We start from the raw sequence: 25,736 nt of genomic DNA, 5'->3' as shown, positions 1-25,736 counted from the left end.
GAAACTGGACTTCCCCATCACCGCCTCCTGTCCTCAAAATTAGGATCGAAGGCGTCCAGAAATCTAGGGGCTACTCAGGCGATCGAGCTTGCCGATTACTTCCACCGCCAGTGGGACAGCCTCGACAACGACCATGTGGACGCGAAGGACGAGGAAGACCGGATCATCATGACCCGGCTCGAAACTGATTTCTTCAAGGCCCACAAGGCACAGGGCAAGGCGAGCTTCACCCGTCGCGAGATCACCCATGGCGAAAGCCTCTCGCCCAAGCCGCCGTCGAAGATGCGCAAGATCAAGACGAGCAAGGTTGACCTGATTATCGAAGCCATGGTGGCCGAAGGAACGATCAGCGCCAGCCAAGCAAAGGGTGCGAACAATGCCTCAATCACGGTCTACAACTACTTGGGGTAAGCTGGAGACGTGTCACCTTTTGGGGGTGACAAAATGGGGACATGTCTCCGTTTTTGGGGACATGTCTCCGAGACGTGTCACCCTCGTGTCACCTTTTGTCACCAGACATGTCACCCCCGCGCTGGAGGGCAAAAACCAAGGATTTCTGCGGGTTTGCGCGTGTTTTGAGGAGACATGTCACCATGTCACCCCCCACCCTCATTTTTGAAAAAAGAAGAGCCAAAAAAAAGAGTTATATTTTATCTATATAAGAGGGATTTCGCCAGAAATGCCCGGAGGGGGGTGACATGGGGACATGTCTCACCAGCGCTCTAAATACTGGATGAGTTCAACCACACAGCGCAAGTGTTCTATTCGATCAGCAAAGGCCAAGGCGTGCCGCCTCCAGAACAAGGTTCGTGACGCGATCCGCGCCGACAACCCCGACCTCGATCCCGCCGACGTGACGAGCGCGATCATGGGGAGCAGCGGGGCGGATATCGTTTTGACGCCCGCCGCGAAGCGGGTTCATCCCTACAGCTATGAGGCCAAGGCGCACGCCAATGGCTTCGCGAAAGCCTACGCGGCGATCGATCAGGCGAACCGCAACGATGGCCTCACGCCCGTGGCGGTGGTGCAGCACGATCGCGCCAAGCCGCTGGCGATCCTCCATCTGGACGATCTCCGGGAGCTACAGCGGCTCGCCCGCTGGGCACGCCAAAATGGTTGCTCACTAACTTCGTGAGGGCGGCAGCAAACATGTTGCTTCGATGATCACAGAAAGTATCATCGCCACGTTCATAACGGGCACGGTGGCGATCATGAGTGATTGGGAGGGCGTCTTTGGCGAGGGCTACTCGGCTGACAGCTTGATCGCCGGGTTGGAGAACCAGTTCGCAAGAGGCTATTACGACGACGACGACGGCGACGACGATGATGACGACGATATCGACAAAGACCTAAAGTTCGACTCGAAGGGTGAGGTTTACGAAGAAGTCAGGTTTGCTAACTTCGATGAAGCGTTGTCATGGGAGAGGAGTAGAACTGGAGCGGTATTTGTCCGCCGACCAGACGGGGATGGATACATTGCGAATGTCTACTCCTACGGTTCGCCAAAAAAGCTGATCGACCACAATGACCTGTCGCATTGTTCGCCAATCATCGTGCGGAAACCATGTCCATTCGATTGAGTGCGCCCATAAATAGCGGATGCCGAGTAAGCCCCAGACCTTCTCCAGCCGCCCCAAGACACCTGCCAAGCGTCGTGGGGGCAGTGATGCCTTACGGGACCGCACAGCGGCCTACAGGAGGCTCCGGGAGCGTTTGCTGTCCGAACACCCCTTGTGTGTCTATTGCCGCTCTACGGGGCTTATACGGGGCGCTACTGTGCTCGATCATATCATCGCCTTGAGCTTGGGCGGCACCGATGATCCCGCGAACCTCGCCCCGGCCTGCACCGACTGCAACGACGAGAAGTCCACCAGCGAAAAACGCTTCCTCGCCAAGGGCTATGACGTAGCCGACGTGATGCGTGATCCCGGCCTCGCCGATTGGCTGGCACGAGCCGCGTTCATCAAGTAGCCTCACCCCGTAAGACGGGGGCACCATTGGAAAATCATTTCGACCGAACCATCCGGTTCAACGATCAGTCCGAGTTGAAGAACCTCTACAAGTGGTGCCTCAACGAGCATGACGAGGCGGGTGAGAAGGTCGGGCGAGACTATATTCCGTGGCAGTGGACCCTGCACTTCAGGGGCAAGGCCATCGCGCTCACCGACAAGACGCAGATCGGCGATCGTTATGCGCAGCCCGATGACGAGCCGGGTGCCAAGACCAAGCGGACCATCACGGCGACCCTCTACCCGGACGAGCGGGACCGATACGCCCCGCGCTACTCTATGTTGGGCACCGAACGGACGATCACCGACTTCAATCTCTACATCGAGGAAGCAGACAGCAAGGGCGAGCGATGCGCCGTGTGGGGCGGCGTGAGCTACACCACCGATATCGACTTCCGTGACGTGACGCAGCCCGACACCATCACGTTCTTCTTCTACGTGAAGCCCGAACGCTTCGAGGAGATTGCCCGCCAGATCGCTACCCGTGCCGTGGACAGCCTCTCGTTGCGGCTTGGCGGCGTGCAGGGATTCTACGCCGACTGGTCGCCGGGGATCACCACCGACAAGATCAAGGTGCTCACTCGCGATCGGGACCACAAGGTTGAAGGGGCGACCGATGAGGTGCCGCTACCGCGCCTTGGCGAGGTGGAGGAAGCGGAGCTATTCCTTGCGACCAAGTTCGACCTCCCGCTTGAGCCCGCCTATCCCGACAACGAGCCCGATGAGGTGGAAGCCACCCATGAGGATGCTCGCCCGGTAGATCGGGCAGCACAGCTTGAAGTGGTGAGGGACAACCGGGCGCAAGAGACGCTGAAGATGATCACCTCGTTGCGGATGGCCGCTTGGGTGATCGCAGCGCTCTTGCTGATCCGGCTGTTCGTCTGATCAACCCGCGAAGGTGTAGCGGATCGCGCGGCGGTTGTTGTCCAGCGCCGTCACGATGTTGACCTGATCGCTGGTGAGGCCCGCCCCGCGAGTTTCGGGGTTAACGCGAGTGATTCGGGCTTGACGCGATTTTCGTGAACTTGGTTAACGCGCCTTCCGAACCCGAAAAGCAGAAAAACTTGACGTATCGAAAAAGTGTGAGACGCTCCGCAGCACGAAGGCGCTACCGGAAGTTGTTCTATAATTGATTATAGACTACACAGTTCGGTTTTTGCGCAGTTCGGTCGGAATTTGCTTGTCAGATTCGGAGTCTCATGAGACCTACTCGTCATCGCAAAGATGAACGGGACCAGAGATCATGCCCTACAAGATAAACTGGAACGACGATAAGATCACCGCTGTGTTCAAGAGGCCGGATGGTTCGGCGTTCGTGATCCGCGCGAAGAACGACGGCATGGTGCAGGTGCTGCACTCCAAGACCTTTGGTCTTACGCCTCACCCCACTATCGAGAACGCGAACTACGTGGACCTCGATCCGATGATGGGCTTCTTCACCGCCATGACCATGGACGCCGACGACTTCCTTGATTGGTCGAAGAAGGTGCCGATGGGCTACGGCAAGGGACTGATCATCAACAAGCTCGAAGCCGCCTACAACAAGCCCGCTGGTCACATGGTCCACTGCGAACCGCCCTTGAAGGCGCTCATGGCTTTCGTCGGCGCGATTGACGAGCGGGGCGAGGCAGACGGCACCCACGCTCGTGTCCGGGAGCGGGAGGCGGCGTGAACGTCGAAGAAATCCTCGCCCTCACCGGGGCGTCGCGATCGACCTTCTATCGCTGGCGCACAGCCCGGAACTTTCCCGCACCAACCCGGATCGGTCACTTCGATGAAGCGGCGGTGATGGGCTGGTGGGATGCCAACCGCGATCAGATGGGGCGATGGCCGCACAGCGAGCGCGCCTGATCACCCACCAAACTGAAAACCAATTTACCTGACTGGCGGGTCACCTTCGCCAGCATGGCGGAGCTATGACCTATGACTGACAAGAACCGCCGCAAGCTCGCGGCATATGGCAGCACCAAGGTGGTGGACGGCATCACCTTCACCGCGTCCGCGTTCATGATGGACGGTGAGGTGAACCCCAACTTCATCGAATGGAACGGCGGTGCCCGTGGCGGCATCGTCCGCGAGCGGGCGGGAAAGACGGCTACTGGCACCTGTGGTTTTACCCACCAGCCCCGTGTCATCGCGCTATCGAGGTTCGAATGGGAAAACGTAGGTCGCGAGACCTTCCACCCCATTGCCCGACTGTCGATCGCCGCGCAGCGCAATCGTTACCGGGAAGCAAAGACGCTCGTGGAAGCCTTCGAGGCGGAGGCCGCACGATGAACGAGCCCACCACTGCGAAACTGATCGTTGAAGACATCGCGTGGGATGATGACGGTGAGCAGACCGGCCTTCCCACCACGGTCACCCTCGATTGGTGGGGCGACCACCCCAACGACGCCCCGGATGGCTTCGTGGACGAGCAGATCACCGAACACCTCACCCGCACCTACGCATGGATGGTGGCCGGTTTCTCGTGGAGGGTTGCATGATCGATCCCGAAACCATCACCCCGGCAGAAGTCGTCGCGATCATGGATGCGGCGGTCGCGGCCTACTGGACGCGCAAGCGGGAGACGCAGCTTCGCTTGGATCGGGCGAAGGCTGTGTGGCGTCGGCGGAAGGGCCTGCCCTGATGTGGGTGGGCAAGATTGAGAACGCGATCCTTCGGCTTCAAGCGATCATTCTGAACGCAGAAGTGGCGGCGGCGACCCGCGACCCTGCCGAGCGGCGATCCTACGCCCTTCGGTTCTACCGGCAGGCTTACCTTGAAGATCGCCAGACGATGAGCCCGGACGAAGAAGCCGCCTTCGAAGCATGGCTGATGGAGACCTTCCGACCTATGCCGCCCGCTTCGCGCGAGTGATCACACCCTCCACCAAGTCCTTGTTGGCTGCGAACGCCTCCGTCGTGAGCGCCACAAGGGCCTTTGGGTCGCCGCTGGCATCATACTGCCAAACAACTGCACCCGCGTTGTTGACCCGGAATGCCGCCAGCCCATTGGCGACGATCACCATGGTGTTGGCGTCCTTGTCGCACCGCATATCCGTCACGACGGCGCACAGGCTGTCATGGACCATCGTCCGGGCGTCTCGCCGGGTGTCGTGATCCGGGTCGCTCATGGCGGCACGGGTCTGGGCGATACGGGCGAGAAACTCCGTGGATGGCTTTGCGCCACCCTCCCGGTTCAACGAGGCAAGCAAGCCGTCACGGTCCGCCTGCGTGGCCTCAATCTTCTCCTCGATCTCGATCAGCATATCCATGAGCGTGGACGAGACCTTGAGCTTGAGGTTGGCCTTGATGTTCTCAAGGGCCTCCCGATGGTGCCCAAGCTGGCGCTCGGCTTCGGCGAGGGCGATCCGGGTCTGACTGATCTCGGAGACGTTGTAGCGATCGTTATCCAAAGCCACCGTCATGATCTTGTCCAAGACGGCAGGCTCAAGGCGCTCATAGCGAACCAGCTTGCCGTTCGTGCAGATGCGGTTGCCCGCATGGTCGGTGACCCGGCGAAGGCTGTTGACGCAGCGCAGATAGCTGGCGGGCGATTTGATCGCCGTCCGTCCGGTGTTGCCGGAGGGATACTTCCGACCCTCCGTCCGCCCCACGTAGCGGCTCGGCTTCATCTGCATCGCTCCACCACAATGGGCGCATTTGGCAATGGTCTGGAACAGGTTGGTCTGTGCCGTGCCCCGGCGACCACGAGCAGCAGGGATCGCCCGTTTCGCCCGCGCCGCTTGAGTGCGGTTGTAGCAGTCCACCGTGATCACGGGCGGGTAGTAGTCGAGAATGCGGGTGCCGTGATTGGTTGAGACATACTCGCCGATGGCCGTCCGCATGGTGAGCATCCGCCCGACATAGGACTCGTGCCAGCCGTTCGAATCGGCCCGCCACGTCCGGTAGTTGCGATCATTGAAGATGCGGGCAATCTGCGCGGTGCCGTAGCCGAGTTGGCAGAGGCGATGCGCCTCCCGGACAATTTCGGCATGTTCCTCGATCAGTTCATAGCCTCCCGGCACGCGCTTGATCCATGACGGCGGGCGGCTGGCGATCCGCTTGCCTTCACCGGCAGCGGCCTCATCCCGCTTGGCGGCGAAGCTCTTGCGAATGCGGAAGGACTTCTTCTCCGACTCCTCGCGGGCAAGCTCGGCCTTGAGGATGATCTCGATGACCTCGATCATCTGCACCCGCTCGCCAGCCGGGTAGAGGCGACCGCCATCATAGGTCGCTACGCTCACGCCGTTGTCGGAGCAGGCCCGCAGGAAGTCGCGGACTTCATCGTGTCCCTGCCTGCTAATTCGGTCCAGATGCTCAACGACCAAGGTCCGCCCGTGGTGGGCACCAGCCTCGATCTCAAGCTCAAGGTTGGCGAGCAACGAGCCCTTCGACCTGTTCGCCCCGGTGAAGGCGCTCTTGCCCTTCTCGATGAAAGTGAGGCGTGGCGACGTGATCAGGTTGCGGGTGGCGCAGACCTCGCGGGCGTTATCAAGCTGGCGCTCGATCGAGTGGCCCTTGACCTGATCGGCCTTGGAGAATCGGGCATAGATGATGGCTTCGTTCATGACGGCTGTGTCTCACACCCTTGCTTCCGTCCGCATTATTCAAGCGAACTGTGGAAGCGGGGTTAAAACCAACCTTCACGAAGGCGATCAGCGCGCCACGCTTCGCCACCAGATCGACCTCCCCCGCGGGGGTGCGGACGCGCTGGTCGAGGATCTGCCAGCCTTTCAGCCGAAGCCACCATCCGGCGAATCGCTCCCCACGCCGTCCGGCGGCGTCGGCGCGTCGGCGATCGTCGGTGGAGCGGGAGGGCGGGGCGGGCGGCATCAGGCGCAGTGTGGCAGGCGCGCGTGGCTGCGCAAGTGCCGGTCCGCGCCGCGCGATCAGACGGCGGCGCCGAACAGCTTCCCGACCAATGAGGTCAGCGCCATCGCCATCGCGCCCCAGAAGACGACGCGCACGACTGCGCGCATCATGGGGGCGCCGCCGGTGCGCGCGCCGATCGCGCCGAGCAGCGCAAGGAACAGGATCGATCCGATCGCCACGCCCGGTCCTATCGTGGCGAGCGGCAGCGCGGCGGTGAGCGCGAGCGGCAGCGCCGCCCCCACGGTGAAGCTCGCGGCGCTCGCCATGGCAGCGACGACCGGGCGGGCGATCGTCTCGTCAGTGATGTGAAGCTCGTCACGGGCGTGCGCCTGGAGCGCGTCATGCGCCATCATCTGGGTGGCGACGGTGCGCGCGGTCGCCGGATCGACGCCGCGATCGATGTAGATGCCGGTCAGTTCCTGCAGCTCCGCCTCCGGCCGGGTGGCGAGTTCGCGGCGTTCGCGCGCGAGGTCCGACTTCTCGGTATCGGCCTGGGAGCTGACCGAGACATATTCGCCCGCCGCCATCGACATCGCGCCAGCGACCAGCGAGGCGACCCCGGCGGTCAGCACCGCGCCATGGCTCGACCCCGCCGAGGCGACGCCGAGGATCAGGCTGGAGGTGGAGACGATCCCGTCATTGGCGCCCAGCACGGCCGCGCGGAGCCAGCCGACTCGCGTGACAAGATGGCTTTCCTTGTGCGTCCGCATCATGCTGCCTCGCCCATCGCCTGCGCCAGCCCGAGGGCGCAGAAGCGATGCTAGCGCGCCCGGAGGAGGAGGGCGAGGGGTGATGCGAGCGACGCCCTCAGCCCCCAACGAATCGGGAGTGGTCGGTGGCTAGGCGTCCTTCAGCGCGAGGGCCCGGGCGTAGAGTTCCTTGCGATCGAGCCCGAACTTTTTTGCGACCTCTCCGGCAGCCTTGGCGACCGGGAGCCGGGTCAGCGCCTCGACCAATGCGGCGTCGGCATCCTCGGAGCTGGCGGGGGGCGGCTCACCCGGCGGGCCGACGACGATCACGATCTCCCCCTTGGGCGGGGCATCGGCATAGCGCGCGGCAAGGACGGGGAGCGTGCCGGTCACCGCTTCCTCATAGCGTTTGGTGATCTCGCGCGTGACCGCGGCGTCGCGATCGCCCAACCCTTCCGCCAGCGCGGCGAGCGTCGCGGCGAGGCGGGGGGCGCTCTCGTACAGCACCAGCGTCGCGCGGATCGCGCCGAGCTCCGCGATCGTCTCGCTGCGCGCCTTTGCCTTGGAGGGCAGGAAGCCGGCAAAAAGGAAGCGGTCGGTGGGCAGGCCGGCGAGCGTCAGTGCGGCGATTGCGGCGCACGGCCCCGGGATGGTGACCACCGCATGGCCGGCGGCGCGGGCATCGCGCACCAGCTTGTAACCGGGATCGGAGATCAGCGGCGTGCCGGCGTCGGACACCAGCGCGACCGCTTCGCTCGCCATGCGGGCGATCAATTGCGGCCGCATCTGATCGGCATTGTGATCGTGATAGGGGACCATCGGGCGCTTCGTCCCGATGTGCCGTAGTAACACAGCTGTAACACGAGTGTCTTCTGCAGCGACTACGGCCGCGCGCGACAGAATATCGGCGGCGCGTGGAGACAGGTCCCCGAGATTGCCGATCGGGGTTGCGACGATGTACAGGCCGGGACTTAGGTTTTCCACGAGGAGTGTCATGGCAGAGGCCGCAACCGTATCGCAACGGGCGAACGTGATCGTTCGTGGAATTCCCGGAGGCGTGTCATCGCCGCGCCGCATCGCCGGCCCGGTGGCTGTCGCGCTCACCGCGCTGCTGGTCTCTGCCTGCTCCACCGTTGTCCCGCGGGGCCCCTCCGCGCCGCCGCCGACCAAGGCGCCGCCGCCCAGCACCCGGCCCGATGTCGGCGTGGAAGCGGGCATCCCGCGCGATACCGCGCGCAATCGGGTCGCGCTGCTCGTGCCGCTGTCGGGCGCCAATGCGGGAGTGGGCAAGAGCCTCGCCAATGCGACGCAGCTGGCGCTGCTCGACACCAAGAACGAGCAGATTCGCGTCACCAACTATGACACCGCGCAAGGCGCCGCAGCCGCCGCCCAGCGCGCGGTGGCAGATGGGGCGCAGCTGATTCTCGGGCCGCTGCTGGCCGATGACGTGCGCGTGGTGGCGCCGATCGCGCGGCGCGCGGGGGTGCCGGTGCTGTCCTTTTCGAACGACGTCAGCGTCGCGGGGGATGGCGTTTACCTGATGGGCTATACCCCGTCGCAGTCGATCGAGCGGGTGGTCGATTATGCGCGCAGCAAGGGGGTCACCAATTTCGGCGGGCTGGTCCCCAACGCGCTTTATGGCACCCGCGCCTCCACCACCTTCCTGCGCGCGGTCGAGGCCGCCGGCGGGCGCGTCGTGGCGTTGCAGACCTATGACCGCACCCCCGGCGCGATCGGCGCGGCGGTGACGCGGATGGCCAAGGAGGCGCCGTTCGACGGGGTGCTGATCGCCGATTCGGCCGGGACCGCGGCCACCGCCGTGCCGCTGCTGCGCAAGACCAGCCCGGACATGAAGGTGATGGGCACCGAATTGTGGAACACCGACAGCGGCGTGGCTGCGCGTCCGGCGCTGAACGGCGCATGGTATGCCAGTGTTTCCAATGGTTTGTACCGCCAATATGCGACCAAATATCGCGCCCGCTTCGGCGCCGCACCGTATCGCCTGTCGAGCCTTGGCTATGATGCGGTGCTGCTGACGGCACGCATTGCGCGTGACTGGAAGGTCGGCGCGCCCTTCCCCGAAGCGCGGCTGCGGTCGGGCGAGGGCTTCTCCGGCATCGATGGTGCCTTCCGCTTCGGCCGGGACGGCATCGCCGAGCGCGCGCTGGAAGTTCAGGAAATCCGCAGCGGCAACACCGCCGTCGTGTCATCGGCGCCCGCCAGTTTCGGGCGCTGATCCCTATTCCTCTGTTTCTCTTCAAGGATTCTCTTGATGTTCGCCTGGTTCCAGCGCCTTCTTCCCAAGCGCGGCAATTTCTTTGAACTGTTTGACGCGCATGCGGCGGTGACGCTGAAGGCTGCGGAGGCCACCACCAAGATCTTCGCCGGTGACGGCGACATCGACGCGCTGATCGCCGAGGTGAAGGATTATGAGCACCAGGCCGACGATATCACCCGCACCGTGCTGCAGACCGTCCGCGTCACCTTCCTGACGCCGTTCGATCGCAGCGCGATCAGCGATCTAATCAACCGCATGGACGATGCGATCGACGCGATGGACGCGGCGCTGACTGCAGTGAGCCTCTACGGCGTGCGCAGCTTCGCGCCCGACATGCACGCCATGTCCAAGCTGATGCTGGAGGCGTCGCGCGTGTCGGTCGAGGCGATGCAATTGCTGCGGGATGTCGCGCGCAACGGCCCCCGCCTGCACACGCTGACGGAGCGACTGGTGCGGCTGGAGGGCGAGGTTGACGGCCTCCACGAACAGGGCCTGCGCCGCCTCTTCGAAAAGCATCACCATGACGGCGGGGACGCGATGCAGTTCGTCGTCGACCGCGAAATCTACAAGCATCTCGAGAAGATCTCTGACGCGTTCGAGGACGTGGCGAACGAGATCGACGGCATCGTCATCGATCACGCCTGAGCGATCGCAGCCCCATGCATGAACTCGCGTTCCCGCTGCTCGTCGGCCTGATCCTCGTCGCGCTTGCGTTCGATTTTCTCAACGGGCTGCACGATGCAGCCAATTCCATCGCCACCGTCGTTGCCACGCGCCTGCTGTCGCCGGTGCAGGCGGTGGCCTTTGCCGCTTTCTTCAACTTCGCCGCCTATTTCGTCACCCTTGCCTTTCCCAGCTTGCATGCTGTCGCAGAAACGATCGGCAAGGGACTGATCGATCAGGATGTTGTCACGCCAGCCGTCATCTTCGGTGCGCTGGGCGGGGCGATGTTCTGGAACGTCGTGACGTGGCAGAAGGGTATCCCGTCATCGTCCAGCCACGCGCTGGTCGGCGGGCTGGTCGGTGCTGGCGTGACCCATGCCAGCGTGCACAGCATCCATGTCGGCGGGCTGACCAAGACCATGGTGGCGATCGTCGTGTCGCCGACGCTGGGCATGATCCTGGCGCTGCTGGTGATGCTGGCGAGCAGCTGGGCGCTGCGCCGCTACACCGCCCGCCAGGCGGAGCGGACCTTCCGTTCGCTCCATCTCGTATCGTCGGCTGCCTATTCGCTGAGCCACGGGCTCAACGACGCGCAGAAGACGATGGGGATCATCACCGTCCTGCTGTATTCGACCGGCCAGCTGACCGGCGAGTTCGAAGTGCCGCACTGGGTGGCGATCAGCTGCTATGTCGCGATCGCGCTCGGTACCTTGTCGGGCGGGTGGAAGATCATCGAGACGATGGGCTCGCGGATCACCAAATTGTCGCAGCATCAGGGTTTTGCGGCCTCGACCGGCGGATCGATCGTGCTGTTCGCCGCCTCGGCGATGGGCATCCCGGTGTCGACCACCCACACCATCACCGGCGCGATCATCGGATCGGGCGTCGCACGCCGCACCTCTGCGGTGCGGTGGGGCACGGCGAGCAACGTGGTGGTCGCCTGGATCATCACGATTCCGTGCTCGGCGATCGTTGGCAGCGCCTTTTATGGGCTTACGCTGCTGTTCTGATTATCGTTTAACCAAAACGATTTGCCTGCGCTTCGTGATGCGTTGGCATAAAAAAAGGGCTGCGCTTCCACCCGGGAGCGCGGCCCTTTTTCATCCACGGCTATTGGAGGAGCTTGGGCGCCTCACGCTGCAGCTTGTCGCGGATCTTGTCGGAGAACATGGCGAGGAACGCCGGCAATTCGAAGGTGGCGTGGACGTTGCTGTCGCTGACGTCGAGCCGGGCGCCGACGCGCTGCCCCAGACCCTCCACGGTGAAGGTCAGCGAATCGCCCTCCCAGCGATGTTCGGTGATCGCGCCGCCGGGAATGAAATCCGCCAGCTTGCCGAAGCTGCTGCCGATCCGCTGCTTGGCGGCGGCGGTGCCGAGCTGGTGCGGGATATCAACTTCGATCGGGGCGCTCATGCCGTGAACTCCGTGGCAAACAATTGGGCGTCGTCGGCAAACGCCTTGAACTCCAGCGCGTTACCGGAGGGATCGCGAAAGAACATCGTCGCCTGCTCGCCGGGCTGCCCCTTGAAGCGGACGTGCGGCGCGATCCCGAACGGCACCCCGGCCGCCTCAACCCGAGCGGCCAGCGCCTGCCAGTCCGCCATCGTCAGTACCACGCCGAAATGCGGCACGGGCACGTCATGCCCGTCGACAGGGTTGCTAGCGCCGGCCGGGCGCGCGGTATCGTCGAGATGGGCGACGATCTGATGCCCGCCGAGATCGAAGTCGATCCAGCGGTCGCTGGAGCGACCCTCGCGGCAACCGAGCACGCCGCCGTAGAAGGCACGCGCGGCGGCGAGATCATGGACCGGAAAGGCGAGGTGAAAGGGGCGCAGTGTCATGCGCGGTTGATACACCAACTGCGGCGCCAGCGGGAAGGGGGTGAGGGCGGCACTGCTTCTGCGCGGTGAGCCGCCGCGCGTATCGCCTCTCCCCGCCGGGCGCATCATTTGGTAGCGGGACGGGCAATGATGTCCCTCCTCGATAAATATCCGCGGCTGGCCGCGCTGCTGCTGGGTGCGGCGGCGGCCTGTGGCTTTGCCCCGTTGCAGCTGTGGCCGCTGACCATTGCCGCGCTCTCGCTGCTGATCCTGCTGGTGCATCGCGCGCCCACGCTGAGGGCCGCGCTGTGGCGCGGGTGGATGTTCGGGCTGGGGCATTTCACGATCAATAACAATTGGTTCCAGCACGCCTTTACCTTCCAGGATGCGATGCCGGCGGAGCTTGGCTATGCTGCGCCGATCGCGCTGGCACTGTATCTCGCCGTCTATCCGGCGCTTGCCGCGGGGCTGGCGTGGAAGATGCGCGGGACCCGTGTGGACGCCGCCTATGTGCTGGCGTTCGCCGCGGCGTGGATCGTCGCCGAATGGCTGCGCAGCGTGATGTTCACCGGCTATGCCTGGGATCCGATCGGCGTGATCTGGGTGCCGGTGCAGCCGGTTGCGGCGCTGTCGGCCTGGGTCGGCACCTATGCCCTGTCGGGGCTGACCGTGCTGCTGGCGGGAAGCCTGCTGCTCCTGCCGCGCCGGCCAGCGCCGTTCGCGACCGCGCTGGCGGGATTTGCCGCGCTGATCGCGGCGCAGCTGTTCAGCTATCGCGACGCGGACGGGCCAGTGGCGATCGACGCGCCGCGGGTTCGGGTGGTGCAGCCGAACGTGCCGCAGGACCAGCGTGGGGAGAGCGACGGGGAGATGATGCTCACCCGCCTGTCGGAGCTGTCGGGCCGGCCGGGTGAGGCGCCGCGGCTGATCCTGTGGCCGGAAGGCGTGATCCGCGACTATTTCGAGGATGGCTATCCCGACTATGTCTATGATGCCGATCCGTTCTGGCTCCGCTGGCGGATGGCGAAGCTGCTTGGCCCGCGCGACATCCTGCTGACTGGCGGCACGGCGCTCCAGTTCGACACGGCGGGGACGGCGATCACCGCGACCAATTCGGTCTTTGCGATCGACCCGCGCGCACGGATCGCGGGGCGCTACGACAAGGCGCATCTGGTGCCTTATGGCGAATATCTGCCGATGCCCTGGCTGCTGAAGCCGCTGGGGCTGGCGCGACTGGTGCCGGGATCGATGGACTTTGCCGAGGGGCCGGGGCCGCGCGCTCTGGAGGTGCCCGGCTTCGGGTCGATCGGGATGCAGATCTGCTATGAGATCATCTTCTCGGGCGCGGTCGTCGATCCGGCGCACCGGCCGCGGCTGATCTTCAATCCGTCCAACGATGCGTGGTTCGGCAGCTGGGGACCGCCGCAGCATCTGGCGCAGGCACGGATGCGCGCGATCGAGGAAGGGCTGCCGGTCATTCGCGCAACCCCCAACGGCATTTCCGCCGTGATCGCCGCGGATGGCCGGCTGGTGGGCACGGTGCCGCATCAGAAGGCTGGCGCGATCGAGGTGGCAATTCCCGAGCCGCTGCCGCCGACCTTTTTCTCGCGATGGGGCAACTGGCTGGCGGGGCTGACGGCGCTGCTGCTGGCGGGGGCAGCCATTGCCATCCGCCGCCGCCATCGGTAGAGCCATATAAAGCTATCTTTATATCCTTATCTCCCTCACCAGCTCAGGCGGAGTAACCATGCGCCAATCGTATCTGTTCACCAGCGAATCGGTTTCCGAGGGCCACCCGGACAAGGTCGCCGATCAGATCTCCGACGCGATCGTCGACCTGTTCCTGTCCAAGGATCCGGAAGCACGCATCGCCTGCGAGACGCTGACCACCACGCAGCTGGTCGTGCTGGCGGGCGAGATCCGCTGCAAGGGCGTGTACGAAAATGGCGAGTGGGTGCCGGGCGCCAAGGAAGAGATCGAGGCAACGGTCCGCAACACGGTGAAGCGCATCGGCTATGAGCAGGAGGGCTTCCACTGGGAGAGCTTCCGCTTCCAGAACAACCTGCACGGTCAGTCGGTGCAGATCGCGCAGGGTGTCGATGCGAGCGCGAGCAAGGACGAAGGCGCCGGCGACCAGGGCATCATGTTCGGCTTCGCCTGCGACGAGACGCCGGATCTCATGCCCGCGACGCTCTACTACAGCCACCGCATCCTGCAGCGCATGGCCGACGACCGTCACTCGGGCGCGGCACCGTTCCTGGAGCCGGACGCCAAGAGCCAGGTCACGCTGCGCTTCGAGGATGGCAAGCCCGTGGCCTGCACCGCGATCGTCGTGTCGACGCAGCATGCCGCCGGCTATGACAAGGGCGAGCAGGAAGCCGAGCTTCACGCTTATGTGAAGAAGGTGGTGGCCGATGTGCTGCCGGCAGAGCTGCTGTCCGACGCCACCGTCTATCACATCAACCCGACGGGCAGCTTCGAGATCGGCGGGCCGGATGGCGACGCTGGCCTTACCGGCCGCAAGATCATTGTCGATACGTACGGCGGCGCGAGCCCGCACGGCGGCGGCGCGTTCAGCGGCAAGGATCCGACCAAGGTCGATCGCTCGGCGGCGTACATCACCCGCTATCTGGCCAAGAACATCGTCGCGGCCGGCCTTGCCAAGCGCTGCACGATCCAGCTCGCCTATGCCATCGGTGTCGCCAAGCCGCTGTCGCTCTATGTCGACACGCATGGCACCGGCACGGTGGGCGACGACAAGATCGAGGCGGCGATCGCGGGCATCGGGAAGCTGGGCGACCTGACGCCGCGCGGCATTCGCACGCACCTCGGCCTCAACAAGCCGATCTATGAGCGCAGCGCGGCCTATGGCCACTTCGGTCGTCAGGCCGAGGGTGACTTTTTCCCGTGGGAGAAGCTGGACCTGGTCGATGATCTGAAGGCGGCACTCGCCTGACGACATGATGAAGGGGCTGCCGGAAACGGCGGCCCCTTTCTTCTAACCGGCGGGATATCGCGGGTCAGCTCGGATGCGCCTCCGCTTCGGCGAGCGCGCCCGCATCTTCCTTGTTCTGCCGCCGGCGCTCGATCGCGCGTTCGCCCGCGTCGATCGCCAGGCCAGCGATCTTGTCGGCGACCCAGCCGATCCCGGCGCCCACCGCGACATCGCTGGGATAATGCGCGCCGCGCGGCAACTGCACCGCCGCGACGAACGCCGCGCCACCGCGCGCCGGCGCGGCATAGGTCGGAGCGGTGCGCGCGATCGCCTCCGCCACGCTGACCGCGCCCGCGGTGTGGCCGGATGGGAAGGAATTGAGCTCGGTATCGTCGCTGCCTCTGCCGGCGCGCGCCTCATGCTCTCCATCCTTCAGCGCGCGGCGCGGGCGCGAGCGGTCGATCGCGCGTTTCAGCACCGTCTTGCCGGCGGTGGCGAGCGCATGGGCGAGCAGCATGCGCGTGCCGGTGCGAGTCACATCGCGCCGGCGCAGCATCAGGCCGACGCCGATCGTCGCGAGCGACAGGGCGACGAGCGGCGGCTGATCGGCGATCTCGCTCGCCTTGCCGGCCAGCGCGACGGGCGGGTGGTCGGCGGCCTTTGCCGCGGCGCCGATTGCGTCATGCTCTGCCTTGGCGAGATCGCGCGCCTTCTTGTGCTTCTTTCCCATAGCGGGCGGAAAACGATGCGCGGGCCGCTTTGCTCCCGCCGCTCAGGACGCTATCGCGCCGGCCGATGAACGATCCCGCTACGATCCGTCGGCTTTATGGGCGCGCCCAGGGCCACAAGCTGCGCAAGGGCCAGGCCGCGCTGGTCGAGGAATTGCTGCCGCGCGTTGCCGTGCCGGAGACGGGGCCGCTCGATGCGATGCGCCTGTTCGGCGACAATCGCCCGCTGCGGCTGGAGATCGGCTTTGGCGCGGGCGAGCATCTGGCCGGGCAGGCCGCGGCGGCGCCGGATACCGGCTTCATCGGCTGCGAGCCGTTCCTGAACGGGGTGGTGGGCGCGCTCGGCCATATCCGCGATAGCGCGCTGGAGAATGTGCGGCTGCACATGGGTGATGCGCTGGACGTCGTTGAGCGACTGCCGGACCAGTCGCTCGACACCGTTTACCTGCTCCATCCCGATCCGTGGCGGAAGGCGCGCCATGCCAAGCGGCGGATGATGAACCACGGGCCGTTGGACCTGATCGCGTCCAAGCTGAAGCCGGGGGCTGAGTTCCGCCTCGGCACCGATGATCCGACCTATTGCCGCTGGTCGATGATGATCATGGCACAGCGGACGGACTTCACCTGGCTGGCGCACCGGCCGGCGGATTTCCTGGAGCGCCCGGCGGACTGGCCCGAGACCCGCTATGAACGCAAGGCCCGGCGGCAGGGCCATGAGGTCTGGTACTTCCGCTACCGCCGCGCGGATTAACGCGAGGCGTGTGCGCTGCTGCCGGCTCCCGCCCCAGGCACATAGGCGTCGATCAGCGCGCCGACGTAATCGGGGTTCTGCGCGGTGAGATGTTCGTGCGGGCGCCCAGGCGCGTAGATGAAGCCGTGCACCGTATAGATCGTGCCGCCTAGGCCGTTCGAATCGCGGTACCAGACCTTCACCCGGCTCCAGTCATTCGCCTCACTGACGTCGAATACGGTGACATCCTGTTCGGCGTGGCCGCGCGTACCGTCGATGCGTGACCAATTGGCGTGGGTCAGCATCAGCACACGATCCTCGACGATCCGGCTGACCACGGCGACATGGCCGAGCGGAAGACGCGACTGACGCGCGAAGGCAATGACCGAGCCGACCTTCGGCTGATCGCCGCGCTTGTACCGACCGTGTGCCTGATTCCACCAGGTCCAGGCATCGCCATAGATCTGGATGCCTGACGCCTGGCGCGCGAAGGGCACGCATTGGCCATTATAGTCCAGCAGCGATCGCGCATGCGCGGGGGAGCCGAGGGCACAAACGAACGCTGCGACGAGAGCGAGGGGGGAGCGCTTCATCACGGGGCAAAAACTAACCGCCGTTTCTATGCGAGAGGTTGCGCAACATGGTTAACCAATGCCTTCCGGCCTCTCGTGCGCGGTGTTGCGAAGGTGTAACGATCACGCATTTTGTTCGCTGTCGCGAGCGCTAGAGGATGAAGGCGTCGCGACTCAGCCAATCGACCCCTTCGATGAGGATGGTGAAGTCCGCGCGGCCATCCCCGTCCACATCGCCCGACAGGATCGCGCCCGCGGCGCTGGAGTCGTAGCGCAGCTCGCCGGCCTGACCCGAAAATGCGTCCGTGCCCAGGAAGCGGAACGGATCGTCGGTCGCCGTGCTGATGTCCGCATCGATCGGCGACAGGCCGATCCGATCACCCTGACGCTGTGAGAAGTCGGCGATCGTGTCCTGGTCGCCCAGAGTGTCGGCGCGGAACAGGAACATGTCCGGCCCGCTGCCGCCAGTGAGGACGTCGTTGCCGCTGCCGCCGTCCAGCGTGTCGCGCCCCGTGCCGCCAAGCAGACGGTCACCCCCCGCGCCGCCGATCAGGAGATCGTCGCCCGAGCCGCCCTCGATCCGGTCGGCACCGTCGCCGCCGTGCAGCGTGTCGTTGCCATTGTCGCCATGAAGGTGGTCGTCACCGGCGCCACCCTGGATCAGGTCATGCCCAGCGCCTCCGTACAGCCGGTCCTGCTCGTCGGAGCCGATCATGCGATTGTCGAGTACATTGCCGTGGACGGTAAGGTCCCCCGCGGTGAGCCGTACGGTCTCTATATGCGCGGCCAGGGTGTAATCGACCGACGTCCAGACCGTGTCGTTGCCGCCGCCGGCGCGCTCGATCACCCGATCGCGCGACGAGGCGACGATATAGGTGTCGTCACCATTCCCGCCGTCCATCCGTGTCTGGCCCGCACCGCCGGTCAGGTGATCGTCTCCATCGCCGCCCAGGAGGATGCTGTCCCCCTTGGCCGCCGCCACTAGTCGATCGGCACCCGGCGTCCCCTCGATCGTGGTGACCGGGCCGGCGGGCGGCCGGGGGCCCGTTAGGTCGAGGAGGTCGGCGAGTCCTTCCGCCAGCACCGGCGATTCGGCCGCCATCGTGACCCAGTCGCCATGGCTGGCGAGCCAGGCGCCGATCAGCCCGGCTCCCTTGTCGAGGGCGGGCAAGGTCGCCTGATTGCCGGCCGGCGGCCATTTGGTGATGCCGTCGATGATATAGACCTGTGCCACATTCCCCACGATTCGATCCACGTCGGACACACGAATCCAGGACGGCTGATCGAGATACCCCGCCACGACATTGTCGGTGAGCGACAGGCCGTCGGCGCGTTCCACATAGATGCCGTTGAACATCCCGCCGAGCACCAGATTGTCGGCGATGGTGACGTCGACATAGGGCCTGGCGCCATTCTCATCGCCCATGAAGATGCCCTGCACGGCCGCACCCGCCCCGCGAAGGATGACATTGTCGGTGATGGTGATCGCGCTGGCGCTGTTCGGCTGGTTCAGCGTCCAGAACTGGATGGCGTCGGGGTGATCGCCGAATGCCGGGCGGAAGTTGGTGAAAAGATTATCGGCGACCACGATGTCCGATACGCCGCCGCCGCGCACCCCGTCCGAGCGCAGGTCGTGGAAGTAGTTGCCGCGCACCGTCACCCCGACGCTGTCGAGCATGTTGATGCCATGCCGCAGGTGAGTGAACTCCGACTGGGTAATCGAGATGTCGATGCTGTCGCGGATGATGAAGGCGTTGGTGTCGTAACCGCGCTCCCCCGGCGGGCCGTGGACGAGAATCTGGTCGAACGCCACCTGCGCGGCCTGCCTCACCTCGAAACCGAACAGCCCGCCCGGCTCATGATCGGCCAGCACTAGATTGCGAAAGGTGATGTTCTCGACCCCGAACGCCTTCAGCCCCGTAAGCTGGGCGGGTCGCGCGGGATCGGCCGAGGTGATGATGACTTCACCGTCAAAGCGCAGATCGCGCAGGGCGACGCGATCGTAGCTGCCGGGGGCCAGCGCGATCACGTCTCCCGCACGTGCCGCGCCCGCGAGGCTCATCAACTCGGCGGCAGTGGATGCCATCAGGGTGGCCATGATGATCCTCTCGTTCATGCGTGCACGGACCCGGCGGGCTACTTTCCAGGCACGTCGCCAAGGCTAAGGGACGCGATCCGACTGCGTCGTGCGGCTTGCCATGCCGTGTATATCCGGCGCCGCCGCTCAGTCAGTGCGGCGAGGCATAAAGCAAATGGCGCGCGGGCATGAATGGAGCCTCTGTTCTGGACCAGTAACCGGGGCAATTGATCCAGAACGGAGCGAGTAGTCCTGCGGAGGTGTTGAGCAACCGCTCCCTGGCTGTACCACGGTCGACACGCGCTGTTCTTCTGTTCGCTTGTCAGGGATGGTGGTCGATCAGGCGGCGCAGAAGCGGATGGCGATCAACGGCAGGATTCATCCGGCCGGGCAGGAGCGGGCGGCATGCAGACGATGCGACGTTGGATCATGGCGACAGCCTTGGCTGGGGCCACGCTGTGCTCGCTGGCGCCGTCGTCGGTGGCGGCTCAGGCGAGGAATGACGCCGCGGCCGGCACGCGGGAGGGGACGACGTCGCCGGTGGGGGCTGCTCCCGCCGCGACGGGCTACCTCCTTGGCACGGGCGACGTGATCGAGACGGCGGTGCTGGGCCGCAGCGACTTTACCGCGCGGGTCCAGGTGCAGGAGGATGGCACGGTCCAGCTGCCCTTCGTGAACAGCGTTCCGGCGGCTGGGCGCAGTGTGCTGGAGCTGCGCGATGATCTGCGCGCCCGGCTGCAGCAGGGCGGTTTTCTGGAGAACCCGGCGGTCAGCGTGATGGTGGCCAGCTACGGCAGCCGATATGTCACGGTGCTGGGGCAGGTGAACCAGCCGGGGGTGGTGCCGATCGACCGCGCCTATCGCCTGACGGAGATAGTCGCGCGGGCCGGCGGGCCCAGCGACAAGGCGGCGGACGCAGTAACGCTGACCCGCCCGGACGGTTCGTCCCGTGCGCTGTCGCTGCGGACGCTCGCGACCAGCGCGGTCAGCGATGATCCGACGGTGGAATCGGGCGACAAGGTGTTCGTCGCCGCGCCTGCCACCTTCTTCATCTACGGGCAGGTCAATGCGCCCGGCAGCTACCCGATCGATCGGCCGCTGACTGTGGAAATGGCGTTGGCGCGGAGCGGCGGCCTTACGCCGCTTGGCTCGGTGCGGCGGGTGAAGCTGGTTCGCGGGGGCAGTGAGACGAAGGTGGCGTTGAGCGAGAATTTGCGTCCCGACGATGTGCTGGTCGTCGGCGAGCGGTTTTTCTGAGGCCCCTATGCGACCGCAACAGATCCTTCGCATGCTTCAGGCGCGCTACTGGTTGATCGTGCTGCTCGCCGTGATCGGTGCGGTGGCCGGGCTGATCGCCGCGCGGCAGATTCCCAAACGCTACGAGGCGCGGTCCCGCGTGGTCGTCGACCTGCTGCGCGCCGACCCGGTGACCGGGCAGGCGCTTCCGCCCAAGACGATGGAGGCCTTTCTGGCCGCGCAGGTCGAATTGATCCGTGACCCCCGGGTTACGCGGCGGGTGGCGGACCAGTTCGGGTGGACGCAATCGCCCGAGCTGCGCGCGAAACATGCCGCGGCGCAAGCCGCGGGGTCCCGGGCGGGGCTGCGCGACTGGCTGGCGGAACAGGCGTCGGCCAGCACCAGTGCCGAGCTGATCCGCGGTAGTCCGATCCTCGAGATCGCCTATGTGTCCGCCGTGCCCGGGACCGCGCGGCGCGGCGCGGACGCGGTGCGCGAGGCGTTTCTGGCAGAGGCGCTCGACAGCAAGCGGCGTGACGCGGCGCAGAACGCCGGCTGGTTCGCGCGGCAGGCGGCGTCGCTCAAGGCGCGCCTGGCCGCTGCCGAGGAGCGCAAGGCCGCGTTCGAGCGGGCGAACAACATCGTGCTGCAGGATGACAATATCGACGCAGAGTCGTCCAAGCTGCGCGCACTGGCCAGCAGCGCCCCGGCGGCGGTCGCAGCCATCGCTACGGGACCTGTGGTGGCGCCGTCGGCCGGGCAATTGGCGCAGGTCGATGCCCAGCTTGCGGCGGCGCGCCAGACGTTGGGCGTGAACCATCCGGAGATGGTGGCGCTCCAGCGGCAACGCGGCGCGCTTGCTGCTGCGGTCGCGCGAGAAATGGGCAGCATGCGTGGCGGGTCGGGATCATCGGGCAATCGTCAGGCGGCGGAGTTCGGCGCCCAGACGCAGAAGGTGCTGGCGCAGCGCGGACTGGTGGATGCGGCACGGCGGCTCGCCGGTGATGTTGTCGTGCTTCGCGAGCAAGTGGCCAAGACGATGCAGCGCGCGGCCGATTTCGAGCTCCAGGCGCAATCGACCGATGCCGGGTTCAGCCGGCTTGGGGCTGCGGCGACCCCCCGCTCGCCGATCAATCCGCCGCGCTGGATGCTGGTGCTGGCCGGCAGCATCGCAGGGATGATCCTGGGCGCAGTTCTGGCGATTGCCGCCGAATTGTTCGCCCGGCGGGTGCGCGGGGCGGAGGATCTGCAGCAGATCGACGGGTTGCCCCTGATCGGGATGCTGGATCTGCCGCGCCCGACGGCGACCGCCGGATGGCGCGGCCTGTTTGCACGGCCGCAGCGCGCATGGTGACCGCCGCCGCCTCGGGCGCTCCCCCCGCTGCTCGCCAAGGCATGAAGGCAGTCACGCACGGCGAAGAGCGCGCGGAGATTTCTCCGGGCGGGGCGCGATAGGGCGGAGCGCCGGAATGACCAAGGGCGATCGTTCGGCTCATCGGCGCGACGCCGAAGGCGATGGGGGAAGAAGCGACATGGACGCTCAAACGATGACGGTGCCGGCAGCCAACGGAATGGACCACCGCCCTTCGGCACAGGCGCTTGCGAGCGAGGCGACTGCGCTGAACGTCGCTGATCACCGAGTGGCGGGACGGGAGGAGGCTGGCGTCCGCGGGGAGGCGGGCGGCGGACAGGACCATGAAGTGGAGGGCGACCGTCCCTTGGCGCAATCGGCCGTCTCCACCTCTGCTTCAGTGCCCGCTGCTGCTGCTACCGCGATGGGCCCGACGGAGGACGGCAGGGCCGATGCCGAGGCCAGGGGGGGCGAGCACGAGAAGGTGTCTGCTGACGATGCTTCGGAGCCGCCAGTCCGGGGCACGTTTGACTACAGCTTTTCCCGACGCATCGCTTGCCTTTCCGAGCCCGCCGGCGTGGCGGCACGGGGATATCGCGCCCTCCAGACGCATCTGCTCGCCGGCCATGTGCGCGATGGACGGCGGGGATTGGCGGTATGTGCGCCCACGCCGGCCTGCGGCTGCACCAGCGTGGCGGTGAACCTCGCGGTGGCCTTTGCCCAGGCCGGGATCAACACGCTGCTGATCGACGCCAATCTGCACCGCCCGGCAGTGCAGGACTTCATCCGCCCGGAGCAGCCCGCACGCGGTCTGGTGCAGATGCTGTCCGTTGGGGCCGAGCAGCGATCCGACGAGATCCGGCGAGAGGTGCGCCCCAACCTGTCGGTGCTCTATGCCGGTGGCGCATCACCGCGCGCGCACGATCTGATCGCCAGCCGCCTTTTCAAGCAGATCATCGATGACTGCATGCGCGCCTATGAGTTCACCATCGTCGACACCCCCGCAACCGACGGCAGCAGCGACGCGCGGCAGATCGCGATGGGCGTTCGCTACGGCCTGATCGTTGCGCGGCGCGACATGACATTGCTCACCGACGTCCATCGCACGGTGGCCGAACTCTCGAGCGATCGCGTGCGACTGGTCGGGAGCTTTCTCGCCGCGTTTTGACCAAGTGCGGGTTCGGGAGCAGCGGCTACCGGATTGGTGACCGTCAGAAGATGCGGCAGACCAGCACCGTACGGTGCGACCAAACGAAGCGACATTGGTCATAGATCAGGAAGCGTCAGAACGATGTTGGCGAGTGGCAAAGCTTAAGCAAGCGGTTGGCTGCCGCACGTAGCAGGGTCAGCACATGTCAGGCCGCGTTGCGCCGATTATGATGATGAGGCGTTAAACTCAACCCTCTATTCGCTGGGCCAAAGAATCAGAAAATCTGGAATCATAAGATTAGGCCTTTCGCACAAGCAAAAGCCACTAGGACAAGAGTCGGAAGGCGGATGCGCCATATCGCGAGAGCTATCAGTGCTTTCCAATGATGACCCGAAGCGGTGAAGAGTCTTACCGTTTCAACCTTCGCGGAGCGGCGGGACCGGCCAGCTATCAGACTATGGTATTGCCACATGCTTCACTTATGCAGCCAATGTGGAGCCCCGACCAAGCGGGGAGTGTATAACAGACTCTACATATAGCCTTGGTGACGCCCCGCGATGACTATGGGTGCGGAACTCGACGAGGCTTCTCAGCGCAGCGATCTACGGCCCTTTGTCATCATTCGCGAAAGCACGGGAGCGATTCGATGACCCCGTTCAATGACTCTGATCGCACGCGCTGGCAGCGATGCGCAGCTGCGATCTGCCAAAAATAGACTGAGCGGCGTGTCGAGCTTCACCTGACCCGAGAGAAGGTCGCCAACGTTCTTTGCTTCCCCAAACGGTGGCTGTCGCAGCCTCTCCCGCAGCTTCGGCGGCTTTGCCAGAATGCAAGCAGAGACATCGCTGCCTCGCGCGCTGTCGTGACGCTCCGTCCGGCTGAAAGCCGAAGGTTTCGGTTAGAGCAGCCGCTCAAAATCGTGACCGCCTCGTGACTTTGATGTCGAGGCATCATGGTGAAGCAGACAAACGGCGCGGTCGACCGCGTTGGCGGCAGGCGTGCCTCAGGACGCGGTTGGGGATCAATTGTGACCAGCACCGAAGCGATCAGCGGGGTTTGGTAATACTGCGGTCAGCAGGCAGGACCGATCACGTCGCTCTGCTTATAGTTCGAGACAACAGATAAACCTGCGCCCGCACATACGTCCGTGGCCAAGACCGTGGCACGAGCCAGAAGGCTCGGCGGAGCGACGGCGTTTTCAGCTCCGATCCCGGTTGAGCGCTCTTATCGGCTGACGAGACAACGCTCCCGCTGCGCAAGTACCCGGCATCTTTCCGTGAAAGCGTCCGATGTGCGGGGCGACGCACGACCCGGCGCAACATTCAGCCGGGCGCAACCAAGGCGACCTCGGGGACACGCCGTCGGAGCGTATCCGCGGAGATGAGCGCGATCGCGTACCAGTGCCCGCTTCCTCAAACGGCGCTTCGAGGAGAAATCGTTCCCAGCCGGGTACTCGTCCATCCGGCAGGCGACGCGAGGTGGGCCTGACCGTTCCTGTCCCGCCCGGTCGTCCGCTCACCGCGGCTTGACGAACTTCAGCGTGAAGCGGTCGCTCTCACCGATCCTGGCGTATTTGGCGCGATCGACGTCCTTCAGCGCGAACGTCGGCGGGAGGGTCCACACACCATTGGGATGATCGTGCGTGTCTTTGGGATTGGCGTTGATCTCGCTTTCGCCGGCCAGCTTGAACCCGGCCCGTTCGGCAAGCTGCACCACCGTCGATCGCTTGATGTAGCCGCTTTTCTTTTCCAGCGCGGTGTCCATCGTTTCGGGTAGGCGGTGGTCAGTGATGCCCAGCACGCCGCCCGGCTTCAGCATCGTGAAGAATGCCTTGAACGTGCGCGCGGCCACTGCGGGATCGTCGTTCATCAGCAGATTGTGCACGTTGCGGAAGGTGAGCACCACGTCGGCGCTACCGGCCGGAACGGTGCTGGTGCCGGTGGCGGGATCGATCGTGGCGACCGTCGCCGGGCCGAACCACGCCTGCTTCGCCGTCAGCATCTTCTGAGCGCTGTCGACGCCGCGCTGGTTGACCAGCGCGACATAGCGGCCCTTGCCCTTGGTCATGGGCGCGAGGATTTCGGTGTACCATCCGCCGCCAGGGCTGAATTCGACGATCGTGTCGGTCGGCTTCACGCCAAAGAAGGCGAGCGTTTCGGCGGGGTGACGATATTGGTCGCGTTGCCGGTTGGCGGCGCTGCGTTGCGCATCATTGACGGCGCTGCTGATGGCGCCTGAGGGTTGCGGTGCGGTGGGCCGTGCCGTCTGGGCGGAAACCGCCGCGGCGCTGGCAAGCAGGACGGTCGCAATGGCGATGGTGCGCATTATCTTTATCTCTCCCGGCAAGACGCTGGTGGGGTGTGGAGGCAAGTGAATGTCAACGCAAGCGATGCTGTACGGGGTGGCGGCATCATGCGCAGCGGCGGCCGCGGGCGCGGCCTGGGGCGATCGGCGCCGGACGCAGCGGCACGATCCCGATGCCGTGGGCGTGATCGACTGGCGAACGGTGCAGCTGATCGCGATCGTCGCCGGGCTGGTGGTGGCTGCATTCGCCGTGCGCAGTTGATGATGCCGCCACCAATGGTCTACCGAAATTAGGTCCATTTCCGACCGGCTGGAGCGGCATCTCCGTTCCGGCGCGG

The 25,736-nt window shown here is 65.2% G+C and carries 30 protein-coding genes and 1 pseudogene; 21 read left to right on the top strand and 10 right to left on the bottom strand.

Annotation, left to right across the window (positions count from 1 at the left end; genetic code table 11):
* The 11 genes from ACH0BU_RS11855 to ACH0BU_RS11805 form a co-directional block, all read left to right on the top strand.
* Window positions 1-411 (top strand): hypothetical protein (locus ACH0BU_RS11855; protein WP_500264045.1); only part of this gene is annotated, 411 nt, incomplete at its 5' end.
* A gap of 322 nt (window positions 412-733) precedes the next feature.
* The gene (locus tag ACH0BU_RS11850; protein WP_500264044.1) at window positions 734-1,135 is read left to right on the top strand and encodes a hypothetical protein; all 402 of its coding nucleotides are present in this window, start codon (window positions 734-736) and stop codon (window positions 1,133-1,135) included.
* Between the two features lie 25 nt (window positions 1,136-1,160).
* Window positions 1,161-1,580, top strand: a complete 420-nt coding sequence (locus ACH0BU_RS11845; RefSeq protein WP_500264043.1) for a hypothetical protein — start codon at window positions 1,161-1,163, stop codon at window positions 1,578-1,580.
* A gap of 19 nt (window positions 1,581-1,599) precedes the next feature.
* Window positions 1,600-1,971 carry an HNH endonuclease gene (locus tag ACH0BU_RS11840; RefSeq protein ID WP_500264042.1) on the top strand — a complete coding sequence of 124 codons (372 nt, stop codon included), beginning with the start codon at window positions 1,600-1,602 and terminating at the stop codon, window positions 1,969-1,971.
* A gap of 26 nt (window positions 1,972-1,997) precedes the next feature.
* Entirely contained in the window at window positions 1,998-2,894 is an 897-nt protein-coding gene (locus ACH0BU_RS11835) for a hypothetical protein (RefSeq protein ID WP_500264041.1), read from the top strand.
* A gap of 358 nt (window positions 2,895-3,252) precedes the next feature.
* Window positions 3,253-3,681, top strand: a complete 429-nt coding sequence (locus tag ACH0BU_RS11830; protein WP_500264040.1) for a hypothetical protein — start codon at window positions 3,253-3,255, stop codon at window positions 3,679-3,681.
* Window positions 3,678-3,860, top strand: a complete 183-nt coding sequence (locus ACH0BU_RS11825; protein WP_500264039.1) for a helix-turn-helix transcriptional regulator — start codon at window positions 3,678-3,680, stop codon at window positions 3,858-3,860. Before ACH0BU_RS11830 ends, ACH0BU_RS11825 begins: the two co-directional genes overlap by 4 nt.
* Window positions 3,861-3,932: 72 nt before the next feature.
* Window positions 3,933-4,286 carry a hypothetical protein gene (locus ACH0BU_RS11820; RefSeq protein WP_018251035.1) on the top strand — a complete coding sequence of 118 codons (354 nt, stop codon included), beginning with the start codon at window positions 3,933-3,935 and terminating at the stop codon, window positions 4,284-4,286.
* Entirely contained in the window at window positions 4,283-4,495 is a 213-nt protein-coding gene (locus tag ACH0BU_RS11815; protein ID WP_018251034.1) for a hypothetical protein, read from the top strand. Before ACH0BU_RS11820 ends, ACH0BU_RS11815 begins: the two co-directional genes overlap by 4 nt.
* A complete protein-coding gene (locus ACH0BU_RS11810; protein WP_500264038.1) occupies window positions 4,492-4,638 on the top strand; it encodes a hypothetical protein in 147 nt (48 codons plus the stop codon). The genes ACH0BU_RS11815 and ACH0BU_RS11810 overlap by 4 nt, the downstream gene beginning before the upstream one ends.
* On the top strand, window positions 4,638-4,868 hold the full coding sequence (locus ACH0BU_RS11805) for a hypothetical protein (protein ID WP_500264037.1): 231 nt from the start codon (window positions 4,638-4,640) through the stop codon (window positions 4,866-4,868). Before ACH0BU_RS11810 ends, ACH0BU_RS11805 begins: the two co-directional genes overlap by 1 nt.
* Here ACH0BU_RS11805 and ACH0BU_RS11800 read toward each other — a convergent pair.
* From ACH0BU_RS11800 to rsmI, 4 genes and pseudogenes are all read right to left on the bottom strand, one after another.
* Window positions 4,843-6,561: a recombinase family protein gene (locus ACH0BU_RS11800; RefSeq protein WP_500264036.1), complete on the bottom strand. Its 1,719-nt coding sequence runs from the start codon at window positions 6,559-6,561 to the stop codon at window positions 4,843-4,845. The genes ACH0BU_RS11805 and ACH0BU_RS11800 overlap by 26 nt on opposite strands.
* Before the next feature lie 70 nt (window positions 6,562-6,631).
* Window positions 6,632-6,826: pseudogene (locus tag ACH0BU_RS11795) on the bottom strand (YraN family protein); the annotation flags it as partial.
* Window positions 6,827-6,882: 56 nt separating this feature from the next.
* Window positions 6,883-7,575, bottom strand: coding sequence for a VIT1/CCC1 transporter family protein (locus tag ACH0BU_RS11790; protein WP_125945843.1), 693 nt, complete (start codon window positions 7,573-7,575; stop codon window positions 6,883-6,885).
* Between the two features lie 129 nt (window positions 7,576-7,704).
* Window positions 7,705-8,550 carry a 16S rRNA (cytidine(1402)-2'-O)-methyltransferase gene (gene rsmI / locus ACH0BU_RS11785; RefSeq protein ID WP_296218435.1) on the bottom strand — a complete coding sequence of 282 codons (846 nt, stop codon included), beginning with the start codon at window positions 8,548-8,550 and terminating at the stop codon, window positions 7,705-7,707.
* Here rsmI and ACH0BU_RS11780 point away from each other — a divergent pair.
* From ACH0BU_RS11780 to ACH0BU_RS11770, 3 genes are read left to right on the top strand one after another with little or no spacing between them, the layout of a single operon-like run.
* Window positions 8,549-9,790, top strand: a complete 1,242-nt coding sequence (locus ACH0BU_RS11780; RefSeq protein ID WP_314470193.1) for a penicillin-binding protein activator — start codon at window positions 8,549-8,551, stop codon at window positions 9,788-9,790. The genes rsmI and ACH0BU_RS11780 overlap by 2 nt on opposite strands.
* Window positions 9,791-9,826: 36 nt before the next feature.
* Window positions 9,827-10,477, top strand: a complete 651-nt coding sequence (locus ACH0BU_RS11775) for a DUF47 domain-containing protein (RefSeq protein WP_145119444.1) — start codon at window positions 9,827-9,829, stop codon at window positions 10,475-10,477.
* A 14-nt stretch (window positions 10,478-10,491) separates the two neighbouring features.
* Window positions 10,492-11,505 (top strand): inorganic phosphate transporter, encoded by a 1,014-nt coding sequence (locus tag ACH0BU_RS11770; RefSeq protein WP_046411063.1) that lies wholly within the window; start codon window positions 10,492-10,494, stop codon window positions 11,503-11,505.
* A 100-nt stretch (window positions 11,506-11,605) separates the two neighbouring features.
* On the opposite strand, the gene ACH0BU_RS11765 is transcribed toward ACH0BU_RS11770, so the two are convergent.
* Together ACH0BU_RS11765 and ACH0BU_RS11760 are read right to left on the bottom strand one after the other, a co-directional pair.
* Window positions 11,606-11,908: a polyhydroxyalkanoic acid system family protein gene (locus ACH0BU_RS11765; protein WP_125945823.1), complete on the bottom strand. Its 303-nt coding sequence runs from the start codon at window positions 11,906-11,908 to the stop codon at window positions 11,606-11,608.
* Entirely contained in the window at window positions 11,905-12,336 is a 432-nt protein-coding gene (locus ACH0BU_RS11760) for a VOC family protein (RefSeq protein WP_296218430.1), read from the bottom strand. The genes ACH0BU_RS11765 and ACH0BU_RS11760 overlap by 4 nt, the downstream gene beginning before the upstream one ends.
* A 126-nt stretch (window positions 12,337-12,462) precedes the next feature.
* Between ACH0BU_RS11760 and lnt the strand changes: the two genes are divergently transcribed.
* Window positions 12,463-14,004 (top strand): apolipoprotein N-acyltransferase, encoded by a 1,542-nt coding sequence (gene lnt / locus ACH0BU_RS11755; RefSeq protein ID WP_296218428.1) that lies wholly within the window; start codon window positions 12,463-12,465, stop codon window positions 14,002-14,004.
* Window positions 14,005-14,062: 58 nt separating this feature from the next.
* A complete protein-coding gene (gene metK / locus ACH0BU_RS11750; protein ID WP_296218426.1) occupies window positions 14,063-15,271 on the top strand; it encodes a methionine adenosyltransferase in 1,209 nt (402 codons plus the stop codon).
* 64 nt (window positions 15,272-15,335) lie between these two features.
* Here the strand turns inward: metK and ACH0BU_RS11745 are convergent, their stop codons facing one another.
* Complete coding sequence (locus ACH0BU_RS11745; RefSeq protein ID WP_296218424.1) at window positions 15,336-15,980, bottom strand: phosphatase PAP2 family protein; 645 nt, start codon at window positions 15,978-15,980, stop codon at window positions 15,336-15,338.
* A 65-nt stretch (window positions 15,981-16,045) separates the two neighbouring features.
* Between ACH0BU_RS11745 and trmB the strand changes: the two genes are divergently transcribed.
* Window positions 16,046-16,729: a tRNA (guanine(46)-N(7))-methyltransferase TrmB gene (gene trmB / locus ACH0BU_RS11740; RefSeq protein WP_046411057.1), complete on the top strand. Its 684-nt coding sequence runs from the start codon at window positions 16,046-16,048 to the stop codon at window positions 16,727-16,729.
* Here the strand turns inward: trmB and ACH0BU_RS11735 are convergent.
* Both ACH0BU_RS11735 and ACH0BU_RS11730 read right to left on the bottom strand, forming a co-directional pair.
* A complete protein-coding gene (locus ACH0BU_RS11735) occupies window positions 16,726-17,301 on the bottom strand; it encodes a CHAP domain-containing protein (protein ID WP_296218419.1) in 576 nt (191 codons plus the stop codon). The two genes, trmB and ACH0BU_RS11735, sit on opposite strands and share 4 nt — an antisense overlap.
* Before the next feature lie 130 nt (window positions 17,302-17,431).
* A complete protein-coding gene (locus ACH0BU_RS11730) occupies window positions 17,432-19,378 on the bottom strand; it encodes a right-handed parallel beta-helix repeat-containing protein (protein WP_296218417.1) in 1,947 nt (648 codons plus the stop codon).
* A gap of 384 nt (window positions 19,379-19,762) precedes the next feature.
* Here ACH0BU_RS11730 and ACH0BU_RS11725 point away from each other — a divergent pair, with 384 nt between their 5' ends.
* The 3 genes from ACH0BU_RS11725 (at window position 19,763) to ACH0BU_RS11715 (ending at window position 23,112) form a co-directional block, all read left to right on the top strand.
* A complete protein-coding gene (locus tag ACH0BU_RS11725) occupies window positions 19,763-20,614 on the top strand; it encodes an SLBB domain-containing protein (protein WP_500264035.1) in 852 nt (283 codons plus the stop codon).
* A gap of 31 nt (window positions 20,615-20,645) precedes the next feature.
* Entirely contained in the window at window positions 20,646-21,947 is a 1,302-nt protein-coding gene (locus ACH0BU_RS11720; RefSeq protein WP_296218414.1) for a GumC family protein, read from the top strand.
* Between the two features lie 178 nt (window positions 21,948-22,125).
* Window positions 22,126-23,112, top strand: a complete 987-nt coding sequence (locus ACH0BU_RS11715) for a CpsD/CapB family tyrosine-protein kinase (protein WP_125945814.1) — start codon at window positions 22,126-22,128, stop codon at window positions 23,110-23,112.
* A 1,497-nt stretch (window positions 23,113-24,609) separates the two neighbouring features.
* Here the strand turns inward: ACH0BU_RS11715 and ACH0BU_RS11710 are convergent.
* Window positions 24,610-25,419 (bottom strand): class I SAM-dependent methyltransferase, encoded by an 810-nt coding sequence (locus ACH0BU_RS11710; RefSeq protein WP_296218411.1) that lies wholly within the window; start codon window positions 25,417-25,419, stop codon window positions 24,610-24,612.
* 49 nt (window positions 25,420-25,468) lie between these two features.
* Between ACH0BU_RS11710 and ACH0BU_RS11705 the strand changes: the two genes are divergently transcribed.
* The gene (locus ACH0BU_RS11705; protein ID WP_125945812.1) at window positions 25,469-25,660 is read left to right on the top strand and encodes a hypothetical protein; all 192 of its coding nucleotides are present in this window, start codon (window positions 25,469-25,471) and stop codon (window positions 25,658-25,660) included.
* The last annotated feature ends 76 nt before the right edge of the window (window positions 25,661-25,736 follow it).

The organism is Sphingomonas olei, from assembly GCF_045369765.1.
In the GTDB taxonomy this organism is placed as follows: Bacteria; Pseudomonadota; Alphaproteobacteria; order Sphingomonadales; family Sphingomonadaceae; genus Sphingomonas; species Sphingomonas panaciterrae.
This window is presented reverse-complemented; position numbering and strand designations above follow the sequence as displayed.